We start from the raw sequence: 20,478 nt of genomic DNA, 5'->3' as shown, positions 1-20,478 counted from the left end.
GGGTTCCGGCTGCGGTGTGGGCGTTGCCCCCGAGCCTGCCGGGGCGGGGGCTCGGTGCCGCCTGCCTGGCGGCGAGCACGCCCACCCGTTCCGGGACGTTGCCCGAGCCCGCCGGGCTGTGGGGCTGCTTGCCTGGCGGCGTGCATGCCCACCCGTTCCGGGGCGTTGCCCGAGCCGTTTGGTTGTTCCGCGCTGGCGGGTGCCGGGTGTTCCCATGGGGGGTGGGGTTCCGGCCGTGGCGTGGGCGTTGCCCCCGAGCCCGCCGGGGCTGTGGCTCGGTGCCGCCTGCGGCGGGTCCATGCGGGCGTGCCGGGCTGCTTGCGTGCCGCGCCTCCCGGCTTGCGCCGCGCTGGCGGGGTGGGGGGTTCGGTCGTGGTGTGGGCCGTGCCCGAGCCCGCCGGGGCCGGGGCTCGGCGCCGCCTGCCTGGCGGCGAGCACGCCCACCCGTTCCGGGACGTTGCCCGAGCCCGCCGGGGCCACGCCCCAAGAGCCGCCTTCCGGCCTTCCGGCCTTCCGGCCTTCCGGCCTTCCGGCCTTCCGGCCGGAAGGCCGAATCCGCCGGCTCGTTGGCTTGCCCTTTCGGCCGGAGGCCAAAGGGCCTCGGCCGGGTGCCCCCGCGCCCGCCAGGGCGCGGCGCCCGGCGCCCCCGGCGCCACTGCGCCCCCGCACCGCCGCACCGCCGCGCGGGCCGCGGCGGCGGGCGGTAGTCGTCCCGCCGCTCTCTTCTAAGATGCTCCGATGACCATCGACATAGCGGAGTACGATCCTTCCTGGCCCGATCAAGCGGCCTCGGCGTGCGTCGAGTTGGTCGACGCGCTGCCCGGGGTGTTCCTGGAGATCGAGCACGTGGGCAGCACCTCCGTGCCAGGGCTGGCGGCCAAGCCGGTGATCGATCTGATGGCCTCGGTCGCCACCCTCGACGACGTGACCGCGGAACGCGTATCCGCGCTGGAGCGGTTGGGGTACCGGTTCGAGGACGTCGGGATGCCCAACCGGCTGTTCTACTTCCGGGAGAAGGAGTCGGGGCCGCGCAGCCACCACCTGCACATCGTCACCGCCGACAGCTGGCCGACGCGCAACGAGCGGCTGTTCCGCGACCATCTGCGGGCGCATCCGGAGAAGGCGGCCGAGTACGAGGCGACGAAGCGGCGCGTGGCGGCCGAGACCGACGACGGGTTCACCTACACCAAGCGCAAGACGGAGATCATCCAACGCGGCGTGGACGCCGAGCGCACCGCGCGCGGGCTGCCGCTGGTGACCGTCTGGGAAGAGGTGTGACGGAGCGGACTGTCGGACGTAGCTCCTAGGCTGGCGCCATGAGTGACTCCCGTGGCCGCTGGTCCGATCTCGACCGTCCCCCGCTCGGCGCCGCCGCCCTGCGCTCCGCGCTGATCAGGCCGGGCGGCCCCTGGACGCGGCTGCGGGTGGTCGAGGTGACGGGCTCGACCAACGCGGACCTGGCCGCCGCCGCCCAGGCGGGCGACGCCGCGCCGGGGGAGATCCTGATCGCCGAGGAACAGACCAGCGGACGCGGCAGGTTGGGGCGCGGCTGGAGCGCGCCGCCCAGGTCGGGGCTGTTCTTCTCGGTGCTGCTTGAGCCCGACGTGCCGACCGAGCGGCTGCCCTGGCTTCCGCTGCTCGCCGGGGTCGCCGTGGCCAGCGCGCTCAGCCGGACGGCCGGCGTCGACACGGCGCTGAAGTGGCCCAACGACGTGCTGGTCACCGTGGACGGGAAGGAGCGCAAGCTCGGCGGCATCCTGGCCGAGCGGACGCCGTCCGGGGCCGTGGTCCTCGGGATGGGGCTCAACGTGTCGCTGCGCGCCGACGAGCTGCCGGTGCCGGCCGCCGGTTCGCTGCTGCTGGCCGGCGCCCCGGTGCGGGACCGCGACCCGCTGTTGCGGGCGGTGCTGCGCGCCCTCGGCGCCTGGTACACCGGCTGGGTCGCGGCCGGCGGCGACCCGGAGACCGGCGGCGATCCGGCCGTCGGCGGGCTGCGCGACGCCTATGTCGCCGGCTGCGCCACGCTGGGCCGCCAGGTGCGGGCCGAGCTGCCGGGCGGCGAGGACGTGCGGGGCGAGGCGATCGCGCTGGACGGCGACGGCCGGCTGGTGATCGCGGACGCCGACGGCGTGCGGCACCCGCTGGGGGCCGCGGATATCGTCCACCTCCGGGCGACGTGACTTGGGGCACACCTGCCGTAGGGTTGGTGCTCGGGGACTCGTGACGGCGCGGTCGCGCCAGGGTGGCGGATCATTCCAGGTCCGCAGGGCCCGGCGCGGCGCGGCGGCGGGCCCCCAGGACCGCGCCAGTGGGGGCGTGGCGGAGCGGAACGGTAGGACAGTGCGCGACGTAGGGACTCTCCCGTCAGGGGCGGGCGGTGGCTGTGGCGGAGGCTGACCCAGGCCCGCCGGAGCCAACGGAAGGCGAGGACCCCCTCGCGTTGCGTATCGAACAGCTGATCCTCGGCGCCGGTCGGCAGTACACGCCCTTCCAGGCGGCGCGGGCCGCCGGAGTGCCGATGGATCTGGCCTCACGGTTCTGGCGGGCCATGGGCTTCCCCGACATCGGCCAGGCCCGTGCCCTCACCGAGGCCGATGTGCTGGCGCTGCGCCGGCTGGCCGGCATGGTGGAGGCGGGGCTGCTGAGCGAGTCGATGGCCATCCAGGTGGCGCGGTCGACGGGGCAGACCACGGCGCGGCTGGCCGACTGGCAGATCGACTCCTTCCTCGAAGGTCTCACCGAGCCGCCCGAGCCCGGCATGACCAGGACGGAGGTGGCGTATCCGCTGGTCGAGCTGCTGCTCCCGGAGCTTCAGGAGTTCCTGGTCTACGTCTGGCGGCGGCAGCTGGCGGCGGCCACCGGGCGGGTGGTGCAGGCGCAGGACGACGCGGAGATGGTGGACCGCCGGCTGGCCGTCGGCTTCGCCGACCTGGTCGGCTTCACCCGGCTCACCAGGCGCCTTGAGGAGGAGCAGCTGGGCGAGCTGGTCGAGGCGTTCGAGACCACGGCGGCCGACCAGGTCGCCGCGCACGGCGGCCGGTTGATCAAGACGCTGGGCGACGAGGTGCTGTTCGCCGCTGACGACGCCGGCACGGCGGCCGAGATCGGGCTGCGGCTGGTGGAGACCCTCGGGGACGACCCGATGATGCCCGAGCTGCGCGTTGGCATCGCCTTCGGCACGGTCACCACGCGGATGGGCGACGTCTTCGGCAACACCGTCAACCTGGCCAGTCGGCTTACCTCCATAGCGCCCAAGGACATGGTGCTGGTTGACGGCGCGCTGCGGGAGGAGCTGACCGCCGCCGGCCTGGCGCCCAGGTCGGAGAAGGCGGCCGAGCACAGCGAGGCGTACCGCTTCGCGCTGCAACCGCTCTACCAGCGGCCGGTCCGTGGCCTCGGCATCGTCGAGCCCTGGCTGCTCACCCGCCGAGGCTGACCCGAGGCCGCCCGAGGGCTGACGTGGGGGCGTGGCCGGTCGATAATGCCGCCCATGAGCGAGCGGGACGACACAGCGGAACAGGGTGCGGAGCAGCGGTACGGGGACGGGATCGCCGTGCTGCGGGACGAGGGGACGGGGGTGGTCCAGCTGCTCCTGGACCGGCCCGAGGCGATGAACGCGCTGTCGTCCCGGCTGGCCGCCGCGCTCGCCGAGGCGTGCGCCGCGCTCGCGGCCAACCGGACGGTACGCGCGGTGGTGTTGGGCTCCACGCACGAGCGGGCGTTCTGCGTGGGCGCCGACCTCAAGGAGCGGAACCGGCTGGACGACGCCGGGCTGCGCCGGCAGCGCGCGGTGCTGCGCGCCGCGTTCGGCGGGGTGCTCGACCTGCCGATGCCGGTGATCGCCGCGGTGCGCGGCTTCGCGCTGGGCGGCGGCTACGAGTTGGCGCTCAGCTGCGACCTGATCGTGGCCGACGAGAGCGCGGTGGTCGGCCTGCCCGAGGTGTCGGTCGGGGTGCTGCCCGGTGGCGGCGGCACGCAGCTGTTGCCGCGCCGGGTCGGCGCCGCCAGGGCCGCCGAACTGATCTTCACCGCCCGCAAGGTGCCGGCGGCGGAGGCGCACACGCTGGGCCTGGTCGACCAGCTGGCGGCGGCCGGCGAGGAGCGGACCGAGGCGCTCGCCGTGGCCCGGCGGATCGCGGGCAACTCGCCCGTCGGGGTGCGGGCGGCGAAACGGGCGCTGCGGCTGGGCGGGGGGCTCGACCTGCGGGCGGGCCTTGAGGTGGAGGACGCCGCCTGGCACGCGGTGGCCTTCTCCGCCGACCGCGTCGAGGGCATCGCCGCGTTCAACGAGAAGCGACCGCCGAACTGGCCAGGACTTGACGCCAGGCCCTGACCTCGGCCGCCGGGAGAAACGGGCAGGGAGTAGCTGAAGGTAACAAACCGGTGGGAACGGTCATAGCCTGGGCCCATGGCTGAGCAGAGGCTGTGGTCGCTGGCCGAGGTCGCGCGCGGGATGGCCGCCGAGCACGGCCTCGCCGAGGCCGCCCGGGCCGGCGCGGAGCGGGCGCGGCACGCGCTCGGCGGCTCCTTCGCGGCGATATCGGTCCACGAGTGGGAACGGGAGCCGAGCAGGCCCCGGCTGCGGGTCCTGGTCAACGTGGGGCAGTTGGGGGCGGACGAGCGGCCGTTCCCCGAGGCCGAGTTCCATCCCGTCGAGGAGTGGGTGAGTGGGCCGCCGGTCGGGTCCGAGGGCGCGGCACTGCTGGCCGAGGCCGGCGGCCAGGGTCCCCGAGCGGACGCGCTGCGCGCGCGGGGCCGGGGCAGCGCGCTGATGGCGCCGATCCTGGTGCGGGGGACGGTCTGGGGGGAGCTCTATGTCGCCAGGGGGCGCTCGGATCCCGTGTTCGGCGCGCGCGATCTGGCGTTCGCGCCGGCGCTCGCGGCGGTGTTGGCCGCCGGCCTGGCCCAGTACGAACGGCTCGCCGACGCACGGCGGTTGGCGTTCACCGACGCGTTGACCGGCCTGGCCAACCGGCGGGCCGTCGACCACGCGCTGGCCGAGGGCCTGCGGCACCACCACGCCTCGGGCGCTGAGCTGAGCCTGGTGGTCTGCGATGTGAACGGCCTGAAACGGGTCAACGACACCTATGGGCACGCGGCGGGGGACCGGCTGCTGATCCGGTTCGCGGGCGTGCTCTCGGGCGCCGCCGCCGACCTGCCGGGCGCGCTGGCCGCGCGGCTGGGCGGGGACGAGTTCTGCCTGTTCGCGGTGGGCGCCGAGGTGGCCGAGGTGGAGCGGATAGCCGGCGAGGTCTGCCGGGGGGCCTCGGCGTTGGAGCTGAGCGAGGGGGTGGCCTGCGGAGTCGCCTCGACGGTCGCGGTGCCGGGTCGGCTGCGCTCCAGCCGCCGACTCCTCCGGCTCGCGGACGCGGCCCAGTACCGCGCCAAGGCCGCACGGTCCCCCGCCCCCGTGGTGGCCGACCGTACCGACTGGGACCGCGCGACCTCCCTCCCCACCACCCCCCACCGCCGCCGCACCTTCCGCCCCCACTGACCGACTGCCGTCGCCCAAGCGGCGTGACTGCCGTCGGCTAGGCAGCCACCCCGACCCCCGCGCGCCGACTACCGGCTACCGGCTGCCGCCGGCGAAGCGGAGTGACTGCCGTCAGCCAAGCGGCCACCGGCTACCGGCTGCCGCCGGTGAAGCGCCCACCGACTGACTGCCGCCGGTGAAGCGGATTGACTGGCGTCGGCTAAGCGGCCACCTTGGCCACCGTGCGCCGGCTACCGGCTGCCGCCGGTGAAGCGGAGTGACTGCCGTCAGCCAAGCGGCCACCTTGGCCACCGTGCGCCGGTTACCGGCTGCCGGCTTCCGGTTGTCGCCGGTGCAGCGGAGTGACTGCCGTCGGCCAAGCGGCCACCGGCTGCCGCCGGTGAAGCCCCTGCCGACCGATGGCCGATTGCCGCTGCCGGCTGCCGCCGGTGAAGCGCCCACCGACTGACTGCCGTCGGCGAAGCGGAGTGACTGGCGTCGGCTAAGCGGCCACCCTGGCCATCGTGCGCCGGTTACCGGCTGCCGGCTTCCGGTTGTCGCCGGTGCAGCGGAGTGACTGCCGTCGGCCAAGCGGCCACCGGCTGCCGCCGGTGAAGCCCCCACCGACTGACTGCCGTCGGCGAAGCGGGGTGACTGACGTCGGTCAAGTGGCCAGCTCGGTCATGGCCCGTCGGACATCGGCCCGTGGATGCCGGCCGGCTATCCACTGCCACCCAGGCGGCCCCCACCCGCCCAGGACCCCGCTGCCGTGGTGTGGACCTTGCCGAGCCGGCCCTCGGCGCGTCCTTCCCCGAGCCTCGCCCGGGCCAGGGCACCGCTCGCCTGCGGCGGTTCCTACCCACCTCGCCAGCACACCGGCCCGTTCCGGGACCCTGTCCGACCGCCCGGCCAGGGCACCGCTGGCGCCGGCCCTTTGCCCAAGCCCGCCCGGCCGGGGCTCGGCTCGTCTGCGGTAGTCCGTTTCCGAGGCTTTGCCTGGTGTGCCCTGGGTGCGTCTGTCGCTGAGCTGCCGGGTTCGGGCTTCGCCCGATGGCGGTGGTTCTTGCCCGGCGGCCAGTACCTCCACCCATCGCCGGGCCTTTCCCCGCAAGCCCGCCCGGCTAGGGCTTTGCTGGATGCCGGTGGTTCTCGCCCGGTCAGGGCTCCTTTGCGTTCCTGGGCTCTTGCCCAGGCCCGCCCGGGCAGGGCTTTGTCTGTGGTGGTCTCTGCCTGGCGGCCGGTACGTCTGCCCGTTTCTGAGCTCGCTGGCCGGGGGGCACCGTTCGCCCGCAGGGCCCCCTGCCGGTGCCCGGCTAGGGCTTTGCTGGATGTCGGTGGTCCTTGCCCGGTCAGGGCGCCTTTGCGCCCCTGGGCCCTTGCCCTTGCCCAGGCCCGCCCGGCCAGGGCTTTGTCTGCCGTGGTCTCTGCCTGGCGGCCGGTACGTCTGCCCGTTTCTGAGCTCGCTGGCCGGGGGCCCCGCCTGGCGGTGCCCGGTCCTGGGCCCTTTGCCCGAGCCCGCCCGGCCAGGGCTCGGCTTGGTGCTGCCAGGGGTTCATTCATTCACCTAGGCTGATGAATATGGATATGCAAAGCGTTGTGGTGCACTCGACGCCTCCCGCCGCCGCCGAGGTGGTCGCCGTGGCCAGAGGGGGTGCCGCCGTCGAGTTGGCGGATGACGCGCTCGCCGCGATGGCGTCCGCGCGGCGGGTGATCGAGCGGTTGGCGGCTCGTGCGGAGCCGGTGTACGGCGTGTCAACCGGCTTCGGCGCGCTGGCCGTTCGTTCCATCGAGCCGGACCTCCGCACCCGCCTGCAACGGAACATCGTCCGCTCGCACGCCGCCGGGCTCGGCCCCCGGGTGGAGCGTGAGGTGGTGCGCGCGCTGATGTTCCTGCGGCTCAAGACCGTGGCCTCCGGGCACACCGGCGTCCGTCCCGAGGTGGCGCACACCATGGCCGCGCTGCTCAACGCCGGTATCACGCCCGTCGTGCACGAGCACGGCTCCCTCGGCTGCTCCGGCGATCTCGCCCCGCTCGCGCACTGCGCGTTGACGCTGCTGGGGGAGGGCGAGGCCGAGGGGCCCGACGGCCGCACGCGGTCCGCCGCCGAGTTGCTCGCCGAGCACGGCATCGCGCCGGTCGAGCTGCGGGAGAAGGAGGGGCTGGCGCTGCTCAACGGCACCGACGGGATGCTCGGCATGCTGCTGATGGCCTGCTCGGACCTGGGCCGGCTGCTCACCTCCGTCGACATCAGCGCCGCGCTGACCCTGGAGGCCCTGCTCGGCACCGACCGGGTGCTCGACGCCGAGTTGCACGCCGTGCGCCCGCATCCCGGGCAGGCCGCCAGCGCCGACAACATGCTCCGGGTGCTGGCCGGTTCGGGCCTCACCGGGCACCATCAGGACACCGCGCCCCGGGTGCAGGACGCCTACTCGGTGCGCTGCGCGCCCCAGGTCGCCGGCGCCGCCCGTGACACGTTGGCGCACGCCCGCGCGGTCGCCGACCGCGAGCTGGCCGCCGCCGTGGACAATCCGGTGGTGGTGAACGGACGGGTGGCGTCCAACGGGAACTTCCACGGCGCGCCGCTCGGATATGTGCTGGACTTCCTGGCCATCGCCGTCGCCGATCTGGCGTCGATGGCGGAGCGCCGCACCGATCGGCTGCTGGACCGGCACCGTTCGCACGGGCTGCCGCCGTTCCTGGCCGACGACCCCGGGGTCGACTCCGGTCTGATGATCGCCCAGTACACCCAGGCCGCCCTGGTCAGCGACCTCAAGCGGCTCGCGGTGCCGGCCTCGGTGGATTCCATCCCGTCCTCGGCGATGCAGGAGGACCACGTGTCCATGGGCTGGTCCGCGGCGCGCAAGCTGCGCACCGCGCTCGACCTGCTGACGCGGGTGATCGGCATCGAGCTGTACGCGGCGGCGCGCGCCGTCGAGCTGCGTGCCACGGCCGAGCTGCGGCCGGCCCCCGCGACCCGTGCCGTGCTGGCCGCCGCGCGGGGGGCGGGGCTCGGCGGCCCGGGGGCCGACCGCTTCCTGGCGCCCGAGCTGGCCGCCGCCGAGGCCCTGGTGCGTGCCGGCGGCCTGGTGCGCGCCGCCGAACGGGTGACCGGTCCGCTGGCGTGAGCTCCCGGCATCCGGCACCCCGGATGACCGCGAAGGGGGGTGAAAGGGGATGGAAGCGGCGCATGGCCGGCCCGGGTTGTACGGCAAGAGGTAAAACATAGGTAAAAAAATCGTGGAGACGGCGGGAAGAGATAGCGGGGCATCATCCGACAACTCGGGCGCCCGGCTAGCGCGTTCCGGACTCCAGCGGCTGGTCCAGGGGCATCACCGAGGGGGTCGACGAGGCGTCGCCGCCGTCTCCGTAGGCGGAGGGCAGGAGCCAGACCACACAGAGGGCGCAGGCGGCCACCATGCCGCTGATCAGCGATCGACGGTCGAGAGCACGAGGGGAACCGTTCACGGGGCGCTCCGGAATTGCTGCGTATCGGCGGCGTGGGAAGCGATGTTACGGGCCGGTGCGGGTCGTGGGGAAGAGGTGACGGCCCCGCGTCTTACGCTCCCCGTCATGAGCGAAGAGGTGGCCCCCGGGGCACGTCACGTCCGGGTTCGAGTCGAGATGGTGTTGGAGATCGCGGAGCCGGACGAGCTGATCAGCGCCGCCTGGTCGCGCATCGAGGGCGACACGCTGATGCCGGCCGAGGAACGCGAACAGGCGGCCCGCGCCGTCTCCCGCGACGAGGCCGAGGCGGTGGCCTATCTGATCGACCCCGTCGACCTCGTCGGCGAGGTCCCCGGCGTCGTCCTCGCGCAGGCGTCGTGGAGCAGCGAACGCGCCGCCTTCGACCCGGACCTCGCCTGGGACGAGCCGGACGACGCGCTGGACGACGACGGCCTGGACGACGACGCGCCGGACGAGGGGCTCGACGACGGCTACGAGAGCGACGACACCTACGACGACCCCCGTCGGCCCGGCGCCTATCGGCCCGACACCTACGAGGACGAGCTGGACGACGAGGGCCTCGACGAGGACGGTTTCGACCGGAACGGCCAGGATCCACGCGGCGAGGGGCGCGCCCATGAGCGCGACCTCTTCGAGGACGGCCTCGACCACGAGGAGCTGGCCGACCTCGCCGGCGACCCGATCGAACCCCCGCGCGGCGTCGGAGAGTTGAACGCGGGGGACGAGGGGGGCGAGAGCCGCCGCTGACCCCGGCCGGGCCCCGAGGACCCACCCGCGCACGGCCATCCACCGCGCGCCGCCCACGCACGCCCCCCGGAGAACCGCCGGCCCGCTTCGCCTATGGTGGAACAGGCTGCCGCCATATCACGTTCTCCCATAAGTCCTCCAGGGAAGCGCGGCAGCGGACGGAGAAATGATTCGGATGAGGGACGTCATGCGGCGCAAGGGCCTGACCACCGCAACCGCGCTGCTGTGCGGAGTGCTGACGCTGGCCGGGTGCAGCGGCGGAGACGACGGGGACGACACCCCGGACACCGAGGAGACGGAGCAGAGCGACGCCGACCAGGCGGCCGAGGACGCGAACACCTCGTCCGCGGTGATATCGATCACCCCGGACGACGCCGCCACGGGCGTCGGCATCAACGACGACGTGCGGGTCGCGGTCGAGAGCGGCACACTGGACGAGGTGGTGCTCACGGCGCCGGACGCGGGCGTCGAGGTCCCCGGCTCCATATCCGACGACCAGCTGTCGTGGCAGCCGGACGAGCAGCTCGACCGGGCGACCAGATACGAGCTGACGGTGGTGGCCGTCGACGCCGAGGGGCGCGCGGCGCACCAGGCCGCGGCGTTCACCACGGTCGCGCCGGAGAACAGCTTCATCGGCTACTTCACCCCGGAGGACGGCTCCGAGGTCGGGGTGGGCATGCCGGTCTCGCTCAACTTCGACCAGGAGATCACCAACCGCGCCGCCGTGCAGCAGGCCGTGGAGATCACCGCGAGCAGCGGCCAGGAGATCGTCGGCCACTGGTTCGACAACAGCCGTCTCGACTTCCGGCCCGAGTCCTACTGGGACGCCGGCACCGAGGTCAACGTCTCCCTGGACTTCGACGGCGTCGAGGGCTCGCCCGGTATCACCGGCGTCCAGGACCGCGACTTCTCCTTCACCGTGGGCCGGTCCCAGATCAGCACGGTGGACGTCGAGGCCAAGCAGATGGAGGTCATCCGCGACGGCGAGACGCTGCGCACCGTGCCGATCTCGGCCGGCAGCGACGAGACGCCCACCTACAACGGCCAGATGGTGATCTCCGAGAAGTACCGGGAGACCAGGATGGACGGCGCCACCGTCGGGTTCACCGACGACGACGGCGAGGGCGAGTACGACATCCCGGACGTCCCGCACGCCATGCGGCTCTCCACCTCCGGCACCTTCATCCACGGCAACTACTGGGGAGCCGACAGCATCTTCGGCAGCTCCAACACCAGCCACGGCTGTGTGGGGCTGAACGACAAGCAGGGCGCGGACGATCCGGACCAGGACGGCGCGTGGTTCTTCGAGGAGTCGCTGCTCGGGGACCTGGTCGTGGTGGTCAACTCGCCGGACGAGGTGATCGCGCCGGACAACGGCCTCAACGGCTGGAACATGGGCTGGGACGAGTGGGTCGCCGGCAGCGCGGTCTGAGCGGGGACGCCTGAGCATGGCCCGGGACTCCTGGTCCCGGGCCATACCCATGCGCGGGAGGCGTCGCTGACGCCCCGTCAGGAGCCGTTCCTGGGCGCCCGGTCGGCCAGTTGGGAGAACGAGCGCTCGCCGTGCACCGCCAACTCGGCGAGCACCGCCGCCGGATCGCCCGCCTCCACCAGCTCCAACAGGTAGCGGTGGCGTGCCACATGGACGTCCAGATCCTCGTAGTAGCGCTCCCTGGCGTAGAGGTTGCGGGCCATGCAGAGCAGCAACTGCCGGTGCAGTGAGGAGTAGATGTCCTCGATCCTGCGGTGCCCGGCCAGCCCCACCAGGGCCGCGTGGAACGCGTAGCCGCTCTCCACCAGCGCCGCCCGGTCCTCGGTGGCCGCGCTGTGCTCCATCCGGCCGAGCGCCTCCCGGCAGACGGCGAGCCGCTCCGGCAGCCGCACCGGCACGCCCAGCTCGATCGCGGTGCGCTCCAACGCCGAGCGCAGCGTGAGGATCTCATAGACGTCCTGGTCGGTCAGGGCGGCCACGGTGGCGCCGCGCCGAGGCTGGACCAGGATCAGGCCCTCCTGTTGGAGCAGCCGCATCGCCTCGCGCAGCGGGGGGCGGCTGATGCCCAGGCGCTCGGTGAGCGTGAGCTCGATCAGCCGGTCGCCCGGGCCGAGTTCACCGGAGAGGATCATCTTGCGGATCGCGCCGGCGGCGAGTTGCACCAGGCTCGGCGGGTCCAACTGACCTTCCCCCGTTGGTCCTTCCGGGGGTGACGCCGGGGTGCGGGCGCTGGAAGCCATCAGCAGCCTTTCTTGGCGGATCTCACGACGGTTCTCAGGGCGGTTCTCACGACGGGTTCTCGCAACGGTTCTCGCAGGAGTCCTCGCGACGGTCCGCATGACGGTTCGGCACCATGGGCCCGACGCGGCGGCGACAAGCGCGCGTCGGGCGACAGCACACCACAGGGTCGTGGCGATGACATCGTCCAGGGTCTTGTCGTCAGCCAATGACTATTGTAGACAATAGGCCAGACAACCGGGAATCGAGTCGACTGAGGACTGAGATCGATGGAGAAAGCTGAGCTGCTGCGCCTGTTCGACGGTCTGCGCGTGGCCGATGTGCGGGACGGTCTCGACTGGGCGGGGCTGCACGCCAAGGGCACCGTCTCGCCGGAGATCACCCCGCTGTACGAGGGCGCCCGGTTCACCGGCATCGCCCGCACCATGCGGTTCAAGCCCACCGAGAAGGCCGTGCCCCCGCTGACCCCCGAGGAGTACACGGGCTGGGCGAACAACTGGTACCGGAACATCTACCCCAACAAGATCACCCCGACCATCGAGGACGGCGACATCGTCGTCATCCAGTCCGCCGGGCTGCCGGTGGGCGAGATCGGCTCCAACAACTCCCTTGAGTGGCACGCCGCCGGCGCCACCGGCATCGTCACCACCGGCGGGGTGCGGGACACCGACGAGTGCGTGATGCAGCGGGTGCCGATCTTCTGCCGCTACCGCGCGCAGTCGATGGTGCAGGGCCGCGTCGAGTTCGACGCGCTCCAGGTGCCGGTGGACATCGGCGGCGTGCTGATCCGGCCGGGCGATGTGGTCGTCGGCGACGGCGACGGCGTGGTGGCGGTCCCGGTGGAACACGCCGAGACGGTCGCCAAGTACGCCAGGCAGGAGCTGGAGAACGACAAGATCGGACGTCGGCGGCTCTACGAGAAGCTCGGCCGCCCGCTGGACGACACCGTCTGACCGCCGCCCGTCACCCGTTCCCCCGTCAGGAGTTCGCACGCCATGTCACCGCACCGTGAGCACACCCGCGTCGGCTTTGTCGGCCTCGGCAATCTGGGGCTGCCCATGGCCGGGGCCCTCGCCGCGGACGGCTGGCGGCTGGCGGTGCACGATGTGGCGGCGGCACGGCGCATCCCGGCCGGCGCCCGACGAGTCGCCGAGCCGGCGGAGTTGGCGGACTGTCAGGCGCTCTGCCTGGCGGTCCCCGACGACGCCGCCGTGACGGGGCTGCTGAGCGGCGAACGCGGACTGCTGGCGCGGCTTTCGCCCGGCGCCGTGGTGCTGGTGCACAGCACCGTGCTGCCGGCGACCGCTCGCCAGCTGGCGGCCGAGGCGGAACGCGCCGGCGTCGGCCTGCTGGACGCGCCGGTCAGCGGGGGCGCCGAACGCGCCGCGCTGGGCGAGCTGTCCGTGATGGTCGGCGGCCCCGCCGACGTGCTGGAGAAGGCCCGTCCGCTGCTCGACTCGGTGGGGAACGACATCCGTCATGTCGGCCCCGCCGGGGCGGGCGCGGCCGTCAAGCTCGCCAACCAACTGATGATGTTCGCCGCGCTGGCCGGCGCCCATGAGGCGCTGGACCTGGCCGCCGCGCACGACGTCGCGGCGGACGCGGTGTTGGCCGTGGTCGCCGGCGGCACAGGTGACTCCTGGGTGGCCCGCAACTGGGGCTTCTTCGACCGGGTCGCCGACGCCTACGACGCCGGGTCCACACCGGTGCGCGAACGTCCCTGGAGCAAGGACCTGTGGGAGGTGACGGCCGCGGCTCGCGCCGCCGGCGTCGACGTCCCACTGGCCGGTCTCCTCGCCCAGATCATGGCCGACCGCGTGGAGCACCACGCGCGCGCGGCCAGGGAGCGCCCGCCGCGCTGAGGCGGGCGCTGCCCACGACCCCACGCCGAAGTGGAGGTTTCGCGATGAAGGACAACGATCCGGGGCCGGCCGGGGGAAGACCCCAGGTCCTTTCCCACCCGGAGCCGGGACCAACGGGGGAGCCCCCCGTCGAGCGGCGCCCGCGCTCCCGCCGGGCCAGCTCGGAGAACCGGGCGGCCTACGCCTTTCTCACGCCGTGGCTGATCGGGATGCTGGTGTTCACCATCGGCCCGATGCTGTTCTCGCTCTATCTGGCGTTCACCCGCTACGACCTGTCGAGCGCGCCCGAATGGGTCGGCTTCGCCAACTTCGAGCGGATGTTCACCACCGATCCGCGCTATCTGGACTCGGTGCGCGTCACCCTCACCTATGTGGCCTGGTCGGTGCCGCTGCTGCTGGCGGTCTCGCTCGGCCTGGCCATGCTGCTCAACCGGGGGCTGCGCTTTCTCACCGGCTACCGGGCGCTGTTCTACCTGCCCTCGCTGATCGGGGGCAGCGTGGCGGTGGCCGCGCTGTGGCGGCAGATCTTCGGCGAGGAAGGCATCGTCAACAAGGCGTTGGCGCTGGTCGGGATCGAGCACACCAGCTGGGTCGGCGACCCCGACTCGGCGCTGTACACCATCGTGATCCTCCAGGTCTGGACGTTCGGCTCGGCCATGGTGATCTTCCTGGCCGGGCTGCGGCAGATCCCGCAGGAGCTGTACGACGCGGCCTCGGTGGACGGCGCGGGCGCGCTGCGCCGTTTCCGCGGCGTCACCCTGCCCATGCTCTCGCCGCTGATCTTCTTCAACCTGCTGCTCAGCGTGGTCAACGCGTTCCAGGCGTTCACCAGCGCCTATGTGGTGAGCAACGGCAGCGGCGGTCCCTCGGACTCGACGCTCTTCTACACCCTCTACCTCTACGACCAGGGCTTCGCCCAGCTGAACATGGGCTATGCGGCGGCCATGGCCTGGGTGCTGGTCCTCGGCCTGGCGCTCTTCACCGCCGCCCTCTTCCTCAGCGCGCGTTACTGGGTCCACTACGGAGACGAGCGTTGACTTCCTCCCCGATCCCTACGGAGGGGGATTCCAGCGGTTACCCGCCGGGCTTCCTGCTTCATCGCCGACCGCCCCGTCCAGGAGGACTCCCGTTGAGGTCTTACACCGTCTCCACAGGCAGACGCGGCCAGCCCGGCCGCCTTGATGTTGCGTGCCGCGTTCACATCGCGGTCGTGCCTGGCTCCACAGCCGCACGTCCACTCGCGGACGTTCAACGGCAGTTTCTCGCGGACCGTGCCGCAGGTTCCGCAGAGCCTGCTGCTGGGGAACCGACGGTCGACCACGACGAGTTCGCGCCCGTACCAGGCGCACTTGTACTCCAGCATGGAGCGCAGGGTCGTCCAGGACGCGTCGGAGATGGCGCGCGCGAGCTTCCGGTTCTTCAACAGGTTGCGGACGGTGAGGTCCTCGATCACGACCGTTTGGTTCTCACGGACGAGACGAGTCGAAAGCTTGTGGAGGAAGTCGCGTCGCCGGTCGGCGATCCGGGCGTGCACACGGGCGACTCCGCGGCGGGCCTTTTCCCGGTTCGCGGATCCCTTGGCCTTCCGCGACAGTTCCCGCTGGGCCCTGGCCAGATGTACACGGTCACGCCGCTCGTGCTGCGGGTTGGCGATTTTCTCACCGGTCGAGAGCGTCACCAGCGAGGTGATGCCCGCGTCGATGCCGACCGCGCTCTTCGTGCCCGGAGCCGGGGCGATCGTGTCCTCGCACAGCAGGGACGCGTACCAGCGACCAGCCGCGTCGCGGGACACGGTCACCGTGGTCGGCTCAGACCCCTTCGGGAGAGGACACGACCAGCGGATGTCCAGCGGCTCCGCCATCTTGGCCAACGTCAGCTCCCCGTCACGCCACCTGAAGGCGCTGCGGGTGTACTCGGCCGACGCACGGGACTTCTTCCGACTCTTGTACCGGGGATACCTGGAACGCTTGGCGAAGAAATTTCCGAAAGCCGTCTGCAAGTGGCGGAGTGCCTGCTGGAGTGGAACGGAGGACACCTCCGTCAGGAAGGCCAGTTCCTCGGTCTTCTTCCACCCCGTCAGCGCGGCGGACGACTCCGCGTAGGAGGTCCGGCGCCGCTCGCTGTGCCACGCGTGAGTGCGCTCCTCCAGCGCCCTGTTGTACACGAAACGCACGCAGCCGTACGTCCGCGACAGCTCGGCCGCCTGCTCGTCCGTGGGGTAGAAGCGGTATCTGAAAGCCCGCCTGACCTGCTGCATCGTGCCTCGCACCCTACCAAGTCCCATGCCGGTCGGAGGCGTCGACGGGTGGCCGGCAGACATCGCATCGTCCCGACGCCATCTCGGCTTTCCCGGCCCTGCCCCGCAGGGGCTCTCCTTCCTCCCCCGGCTGAAGCCGGAGATATGCACGGAGGAACGCAATGAGCATCACCAGCGCGCCGAACCGCCCGCGGCGGCTGTTGTTCGGCAACCGTCCCACCCGCAGCCCGTTGCTGCGTGGACTGGCCAAGCACAGCGTCATGATCATCGCGTTGACGCTGATGCTCTACCCGCTGCTGTGGATGTTCGGCGCCTCGCTCCGGCCCGACAACCAGGTGTTCAACACGTTGGGTCTGTGGACCGGCGACTTCACCTGGGACAACTACACCGACGGCTGGGCCGGCGGCGGGCAGTTGAACTTCTCCCGGTTCTTCTTCAACTCGCTGACCATCACCGTGCTGAGCATCGTCGGGAACCTGTTCGCCTGCGCGTTGACCGCCTATGCCTTCGCGCGGCTTGATTTCCGTTTCAAGAAGACATTGTTCGCATTGGTGATCGGCACCCTGCTGCTGCCGTACCACGTGACGCTGGTGCCGCAGTACATCCTCTTCAACCAGCTGGACTGGGTCGGCACCATCCTGCCGCTGGTGGTGCCCAAGTTCATGGCCACCGACGCGTTCTTCATCTTCCTGATGGTGCAGTTCATCCGCGCCCTGCCGCCCAGCCTGGACGACGCGGCCCGGCTCGACGGCTGTGGCCACTGGGGCATCTTCTGGCGCGTGGTCCTGCCGCTGTCCGTGCCCGCGCTCGGCACCACCGCGCTGTTCACCTTCATCAACACCTGGAACGACTTCCTCGGCCCGATGCTCTATCTGACCGAGCCCAAGGCCTGGACGGTCTCCCAGGGGCTGGCCACGTTCCTGGACGCGACCGGCCAGTCGGCCTACGGATCGCTGTTCGCGATGTCCACGCTCTCGCTGGTGCCGGTGCTCGCGTTCTTCATCGCCGCCCAGAAGCTGCTCGTCGAGGGCATCGCCACCAGCGGGCTGAAGTGAGGAACCTGATGAGACATCACCGAAGCGGCCCGGCCGCGCTCGCCCTGCTCTGTGTCACCGCCCTCGCCGCCTGCGGCCAGGGGATGCCCGACCACACCCCCGAACAACTGGGCGGCCAGGGCGAGATCACCGGCGAGATCCGGCTCTCCTGGTGGGGCTCGGGATCCAGGAACGAGAAGACCAACGCCGTCGCCGACATCTTCGAGGAGGACCACCCCGGGGTCAGCGTCAGTCGGGAGACCGCCGACTTCGGCAACTACTTCAAGCGGCTCAACGTCCAGGGCGCGGGCCGCAACATGCCCTGCGTCACCCAGCTCCAGGCCCGCACCCTGGGCGACTTCACCGCCCGGAACGCGCTGCTGCCGCTGGACCCGATGATCGAGTCGGGCGCCATCGACGTCCAGGACATCCCCGACGCCGTGCTGGACACCGGCAGGGGAGAGGACGGCAAGCTCTACATGTTGCCGACCGGCGCCGCCTATGACGCGCTGATGGTGAACGAGACCCTCGCCCAGCAGGCCGGCGCGGCGCTGCCGGAGCCCGGCTACGACTGGGACGACTACGTCGACTTCCTGCGCCGGGCCGCCGAGGGGCTGCCGGACGACATCCCGGCCACCTCCCTCCGCGGCGGACTGCCCAACTTCTTCATCGCCTATGTGCAGGGCCTCGGCGAGGAGATGTTCGCCGGCAACGAGCTCGGCTTCACCAAGGAACTCCTCATCGAGTACTGGGAGTTGTGGGAGGAGATCCGCGCCGATGGGCTCGCCAACAGCCCCACAGCCAACGCCGAGGAGCCGCCGTCGCCCGAGGCCAGCTATGTGGCCAGCGGCGACGTCCTCTCCGACAACCGGCCCGGCAACGCGCTCACCCCCATCCAGGGCACCCTCGACGGGCAGGGCCAGGACCAGCGGATGACCAGCCTGCCGCTGCCCAGCGGGCCCGCCGGCGCCGGCAACGTGCTGATCGCCTCCGGCCTCTCCATCCCGCGCAACTGCGACAACCTGCCCACCGCCGCCGCGTTCATCGACTTCTGGGCCAACGACCCGCGCAGCGGCGACACCTATGCGTCGGACAACGGCGCAGTCACCAACACCACCCTGCTACAACGGCAGTTGGACGATCCCGAACTGCCCGAGCTGAAGAAGGGCGAACTCGCCCTCTACCAGCGGATCGTGGCCGACGACCCGCCCAACGTGGTCTATCCGCCGGGCTATCTGGCCGTCTTCGAGTCCGCGTTCACCCGGGCCTACCAGGACGTCGCCTTCGGCCACCAGACCGTGCCCGAGGCCGTGGACACCTTCTTCGCCGAGGCCAACGACGGACTCGCCCGCTGACCCCGGCACCCGACCCCCACGCGCACCGAGCCAGGAGAGACACCATGTCCGACGACGCGAAGGACCACTCGCCGCACGCCGCCCTCGCCGGGATGCGGGTGGTGGACCTCACCCAGGTGATGGCCGGACCGTTCTGCACCATGCTTCTCGCCGACCTCGGCGCCGATGTGATCAAGGTCGAGAACCCGGGCGGCGGCGACCAGACCCGGCACTCCTGGGGCGACAGCGGCGAGGGCCGGGACAGCACCGCGTTCTTCGCCCTCAACCGCAACAAGCGCAGCGTGCTGCTCGACCTCAAGACCGAGCAGGGCCTCGCCGACCTGCACGCGCTGGCCCGCACCGCCGATGTGGTGGTGCACAACTGGCGGCCAGGCGTCGCCGAACGCCTCGGCGCCGACTACGACACCCTCGCCGCGCTCAACCCCGGGCTGATCTACGCCAATATCTCCGGATTCGGCGGCAGCGGACCGTATGCCGACCGGCCGGGGTACGACCTGATCGCGCAGGGCATGGCCGGCGCCATGAGCATCACCGGCGAGCCGGGCGGCCGGCCCGTCAAGAACGGGCTGCCGGTCGGCGATCTCGGCGCCGGAATGCTGCTGATCAGCGGCATACTCGCCGCCTATGTGCACCGACTGCGCACGGGACGCGGCCAGCGGGTGGAGACCTCGCTCTTCGAGGCGGTGCTCGCCATGTCCATCTGGGAGTCCACCGAGTACTGGGCCACCGGCAGCCCGCCGAGGCCGCTCGGCTCCGCCAACCGGATGTCGGCGCCCTACCAGGCGCTGCGCACCGCCGACGGCTACCTCACGGTCGGCGCCAACAACCAACGACTCTGGCAACGCCTCTGCGCCGCGCTGGAGTTGACGCCCCTCACCGACGACCCCAGGTTCGCGAGCAACATGGACAGGATGCGCAACCGCGACGAACTCGCCGCGCTGCTTGAGGAACGGCTGGTCGGCGACACCACCGCCAACTGGGTCACCACCCTGCTGGACGCCGGCGTCCCCGCCGGACCGATCCAGGACTACGCCGAGGTCCTCGACCAGGACCCCCAGGTCGCCGCACGGGAGTTGGTGCGCGAGATCGACCATCCGGTGGCCGGCCGGGTGCGGGTGCTCGCCTCGCCGCTGCACCTCAGCGACAGCCCGGCCAGCATCCGCGCCCACCCGCCGTTGATCGGCGAACACACCGAGCAGGTGCTCGCCGAGATCCGCGCGGCCCAGGAGGCCGGCGAGCGGGGGGACGACGCATGAGCCCGGAACTCGACGGCGGCGTCCGGGTCACCCGCCGTGGCCCCGTGGTGGAGCTGCTGCTGGACAACCAACGCCGCCGCAACGCCCTGACGTTCCCCATGTACGAGCAGCTCGCCGCCGGTTGCGAGGTCGCCGACGAGCCAGGGGTGCGCGCCGTGGTGTTGCGCGGTGCCGGCGGCCTGGCGTTCGCCGCCGGCACCGACATCCGGCACTTCGCCGACTTCCCGACCGACCCCGAGGCCGCCGGCGAGGCGGGGCTCGCCTACGAGCGCCGCGTCGGCCGGGTGCTGGCCCGGCTGCTGGCGCTGCGCGCGCCGCTGGTCGGCGTGGTCGAGGGCCCGGCCTTCGGCGGCGGCCTCGCCCTGGCCGCCGCCTGCGATCTGCTGCTGGCCACCCCGGACGCCACCTTCGGCGCGCCCATCGCCCGCACCCTCGGCAACTGCCTGCCGGCGCCCGTCGTCGCCCGGCTCGCCGACCGGCTCGGCACCGCCCGCACCATGGCGCTGCTGCTCACCGCCGAGCCCCTGGACGCGGCGACGGCGCACACCGCCGGCTTCGTCCACCGGATCGCCGAGCCCGACGAACTGCCGGAAAGGATTGACGCGCTCCTCGAACGCCTCGTCAACCAGGCGCCGTTGACCCTCGCCGCACTCAAGGAGACGGAACGTCGGCTCAGTTCGGCCGCCGCCCGGGTCGACACCGACGACCTGCTGCGCCGCGCCTACGGCAGCGCAGACTTCCGCGCGGGCGTCGCCGCGTTCCTCGACCACCGCACCCCCCGATGGGAGGGCCGCTGAG

The 20,478-nt window shown here is 72.1% G+C and carries 18 protein-coding genes; 15 read left to right on the top strand and 3 right to left on the bottom strand.

What is annotated here, in order from left to right; translation table 11 throughout:
• Window positions 1-738: 738 nt before the first annotated feature.
• From K4G22_RS09920 to hutH, 6 genes are all read left to right on the top strand, one after another.
• Window positions 739-1,278, top strand: coding sequence for a GrpB family protein (locus K4G22_RS09920; protein ID WP_228079518.1), 540 nt, complete (start codon window positions 739-741; stop codon window positions 1,276-1,278).
• 38 nt (window positions 1,279-1,316) lie between these two features.
• A complete protein-coding gene (locus K4G22_RS09915; RefSeq protein WP_228079517.1) occupies window positions 1,317-2,180 on the top strand; it encodes a biotin--[acetyl-CoA-carboxylase] ligase in 864 nt (287 codons plus the stop codon).
• Window positions 2,181-2,377: 197 nt separating this feature from the next.
• A complete protein-coding gene (locus K4G22_RS09910) occupies window positions 2,378-3,436 on the top strand; it encodes an adenylate/guanylate cyclase domain-containing protein (protein ID WP_228079516.1) in 1,059 nt (352 codons plus the stop codon).
• Between the two features lie 54 nt (window positions 3,437-3,490).
• On the top strand, window positions 3,491-4,333 hold the full coding sequence (locus K4G22_RS09905) for an enoyl-CoA hydratase/isomerase family protein (protein ID WP_228079515.1): 843 nt from the start codon (window positions 3,491-3,493) through the stop codon (window positions 4,331-4,333).
• Window positions 4,334-4,408: 75 nt separating this feature from the next.
• Window positions 4,409-5,494, top strand: coding sequence for a GGDEF domain-containing protein (locus K4G22_RS09900; protein WP_228079514.1), 1,086 nt, complete (start codon window positions 4,409-4,411; stop codon window positions 5,492-5,494).
• Between the two features lie 1,563 nt (window positions 5,495-7,057).
• The gene (gene hutH / locus K4G22_RS09895; protein WP_228084029.1) at window positions 7,058-8,599 is read left to right on the top strand and encodes a histidine ammonia-lyase; all 1,542 of its coding nucleotides are present in this window, start codon (window positions 7,058-7,060) and stop codon (window positions 8,597-8,599) included.
• A gap of 166 nt (window positions 8,600-8,765) precedes the next feature.
• Here hutH and K4G22_RS09890 read toward each other — a convergent pair whose 3' ends face one another.
• Entirely contained in the window at window positions 8,766-8,939 is a 174-nt protein-coding gene (locus tag K4G22_RS09890; RefSeq protein WP_228079513.1) for a hypothetical protein, read from the bottom strand.
• 105 nt (window positions 8,940-9,044) lie between these two features.
• Between K4G22_RS09890 and K4G22_RS31790 the strand changes: the two genes are divergently transcribed.
• Together K4G22_RS31790 and K4G22_RS09880 are read left to right on the top strand one after the other, a co-directional pair.
• Entirely contained in the window at window positions 9,045-9,686 is a 642-nt protein-coding gene (locus K4G22_RS31790; protein ID WP_322785082.1) for a hypothetical protein, read from the top strand.
• Between the two features lie 175 nt (window positions 9,687-9,861).
• Window positions 9,862-11,118, top strand: coding sequence for a L,D-transpeptidase (locus K4G22_RS09880; RefSeq protein WP_228079512.1), 1,257 nt, complete (start codon window positions 9,862-9,864; stop codon window positions 11,116-11,118).
• A 77-nt stretch (window positions 11,119-11,195) separates the two neighbouring features.
• Here K4G22_RS09880 and K4G22_RS09875 read toward each other — a convergent pair whose 3' ends face one another.
• On the bottom strand, window positions 11,196-11,858 hold the full coding sequence (locus K4G22_RS09875) for a GntR family transcriptional regulator (protein ID WP_228079511.1): 663 nt from the start codon (window positions 11,856-11,858) through the stop codon (window positions 11,196-11,198).
• Window positions 11,859-12,185: 327 nt separating this feature from the next.
• On the opposite strand from K4G22_RS09875, the gene K4G22_RS09870 reads away from it, so the two are divergent.
• The 3 genes from K4G22_RS09870 to K4G22_RS09860 are packed head-to-tail and all read left to right on the top strand — an operon-like array spanning window position 12,186 to window position 14,815.
• Window positions 12,186-12,869: an RraA family protein gene (locus K4G22_RS09870; protein ID WP_228079510.1), complete on the top strand. Its 684-nt coding sequence runs from the start codon at window positions 12,186-12,188 to the stop codon at window positions 12,867-12,869.
• 42 nt (window positions 12,870-12,911) lie between these two features.
• The gene (locus tag K4G22_RS09865) at window positions 12,912-13,778 is read left to right on the top strand and encodes an NAD(P)-dependent oxidoreductase (RefSeq protein ID WP_228079509.1); all 867 of its coding nucleotides are present in this window, start codon (window positions 12,912-12,914) and stop codon (window positions 13,776-13,778) included.
• Window positions 13,779-13,822: 44 nt separating this feature from the next.
• A complete protein-coding gene (locus K4G22_RS09860; protein ID WP_228079508.1) occupies window positions 13,823-14,815 on the top strand; it encodes a carbohydrate ABC transporter permease in 993 nt (330 codons plus the stop codon).
• Here K4G22_RS09860 and K4G22_RS09855 read toward each other — a convergent pair.
• Window positions 14,797-16,035 (bottom strand): RNA-guided endonuclease InsQ/TnpB family protein, encoded by a 1,239-nt coding sequence (locus K4G22_RS09855; protein ID WP_228084028.1) that lies wholly within the window; start codon window positions 16,033-16,035, stop codon window positions 14,797-14,799. The two genes, K4G22_RS09860 and K4G22_RS09855, sit on opposite strands and share 19 nt — an antisense overlap.
• Before the next feature lie 161 nt (window positions 16,036-16,196).
• Between K4G22_RS09855 and K4G22_RS09850 the strand changes: the two genes are divergently transcribed.
• Genes K4G22_RS09850 through K4G22_RS09835 form a run of 4 tightly spaced genes read left to right on the top strand, consistent with a single transcriptional unit; the run spans window position 16,197 to window position 20,477 of the window.
• A complete protein-coding gene (locus K4G22_RS09850) occupies window positions 16,197-17,090 on the top strand; it encodes a carbohydrate ABC transporter permease (protein ID WP_228079507.1) in 894 nt (297 codons plus the stop codon).
• Window positions 17,091-17,098: 8 nt separating this feature from the next.
• On the top strand, window positions 17,099-18,424 hold the full coding sequence (locus K4G22_RS09845) for an ABC transporter substrate-binding protein (protein WP_228079506.1): 1,326 nt from the start codon (window positions 17,099-17,101) through the stop codon (window positions 18,422-18,424).
• A 44-nt stretch (window positions 18,425-18,468) separates the two neighbouring features.
• Window positions 18,469-19,680 carry a CaiB/BaiF CoA transferase family protein gene (locus tag K4G22_RS09840; RefSeq protein WP_228079505.1) on the top strand — a complete coding sequence of 404 codons (1,212 nt, stop codon included), beginning with the start codon at window positions 18,469-18,471 and terminating at the stop codon, window positions 19,678-19,680.
• Entirely contained in the window at window positions 19,677-20,477 is an 801-nt protein-coding gene (locus K4G22_RS09835) for an enoyl-CoA hydratase (protein ID WP_228079504.1), read from the top strand. Before K4G22_RS09840 ends, K4G22_RS09835 begins: the two co-directional genes overlap by 4 nt.
• The last annotated feature ends 1 nt before the right edge of the window (window position 20,478 follow it).

The sequence above is a fragment of the Streptomyces profundus genome (assembly GCF_020740535.1).
In the GTDB taxonomy this organism is placed as follows: domain Bacteria; phylum Actinomycetota; class Actinomycetes; order Streptomycetales; family Streptomycetaceae; genus Streptomyces; species Streptomyces profundus.
Note: the sequence above shows the minus strand (reverse complement) of the source record. Positions and strands in the feature narration are given on the sequence as shown.

Excerpts from the sequence above, each read along its gene's own strand:
- K4G22_RS09840 (WP_228079505.1), top strand. The coding sequence starts at position 18,469 with ATGTCCGACGACGCGAAGGACCACTCGCCGCACGCCGCCCTCGCCGGG.
- K4G22_RS09845 (WP_228079506.1), top strand. The coding sequence starts at position 17,099 with ATGAGACATCACCGAAGCGGCCCGGCCGCGCTCGCCCTGCTCTGTGTC.
- K4G22_RS09835 (WP_228079504.1), top strand. The coding sequence starts at position 19,677 with ATGAGCCCGGAACTCGACGGCGGCGTCCGGGTCACCCGCCGTGGCCCC.
- K4G22_RS09850 (WP_228079507.1), top strand. The coding sequence starts at position 16,197 with ATGAGCATCACCAGCGCGCCGAACCGCCCGCGGCGGCTGTTGTTCGGC.
- hutH (WP_228084029.1), top strand. The coding sequence starts at position 7,058 with ATGCAAAGCGTTGTGGTGCACTCGACGCCTCCCGCCGCCGCCGAGGTG.
- K4G22_RS09860 (WP_228079508.1), top strand. The coding sequence starts at position 13,823 with ATGAAGGACAACGATCCGGGGCCGGCCGGGGGAAGACCCCAGGTCCTT.
- K4G22_RS31790 (WP_322785082.1), top strand. The coding sequence starts at position 9,045 with ATGAGCGAAGAGGTGGCCCCCGGGGCACGTCACGTCCGGGTTCGAGTC.
- K4G22_RS09915 (WP_228079517.1), top strand. The coding sequence starts at position 1,317 with ATGAGTGACTCCCGTGGCCGCTGGTCCGATCTCGACCGTCCCCCGCTC.
- K4G22_RS09870 (WP_228079510.1), top strand. The coding sequence starts at position 12,186 with ATGGAGAAAGCTGAGCTGCTGCGCCTGTTCGACGGTCTGCGCGTGGCC.
- K4G22_RS09865 (WP_228079509.1), top strand. The coding sequence starts at position 12,912 with ATGTCACCGCACCGTGAGCACACCCGCGTCGGCTTTGTCGGCCTCGGC.
- K4G22_RS09855 (WP_228084028.1), bottom strand. The coding sequence starts at position 16,035 with ATGCAGCAGGTCAGGCGGGCTTTCAGATACCGCTTCTACCCCACGGAC.
- K4G22_RS09905 (WP_228079515.1), top strand. The coding sequence starts at position 3,491 with ATGAGCGAGCGGGACGACACAGCGGAACAGGGTGCGGAGCAGCGGTAC.
- K4G22_RS09920 (WP_228079518.1), top strand. The coding sequence starts at position 739 with ATGACCATCGACATAGCGGAGTACGATCCTTCCTGGCCCGATCAAGCG.
- K4G22_RS09880 (WP_228079512.1), top strand. The coding sequence starts at position 9,862 with ATGAGGGACGTCATGCGGCGCAAGGGCCTGACCACCGCAACCGCGCTG.
- K4G22_RS09900 (WP_228079514.1), top strand. The coding sequence starts at position 4,409 with ATGGCTGAGCAGAGGCTGTGGTCGCTGGCCGAGGTCGCGCGCGGGATG.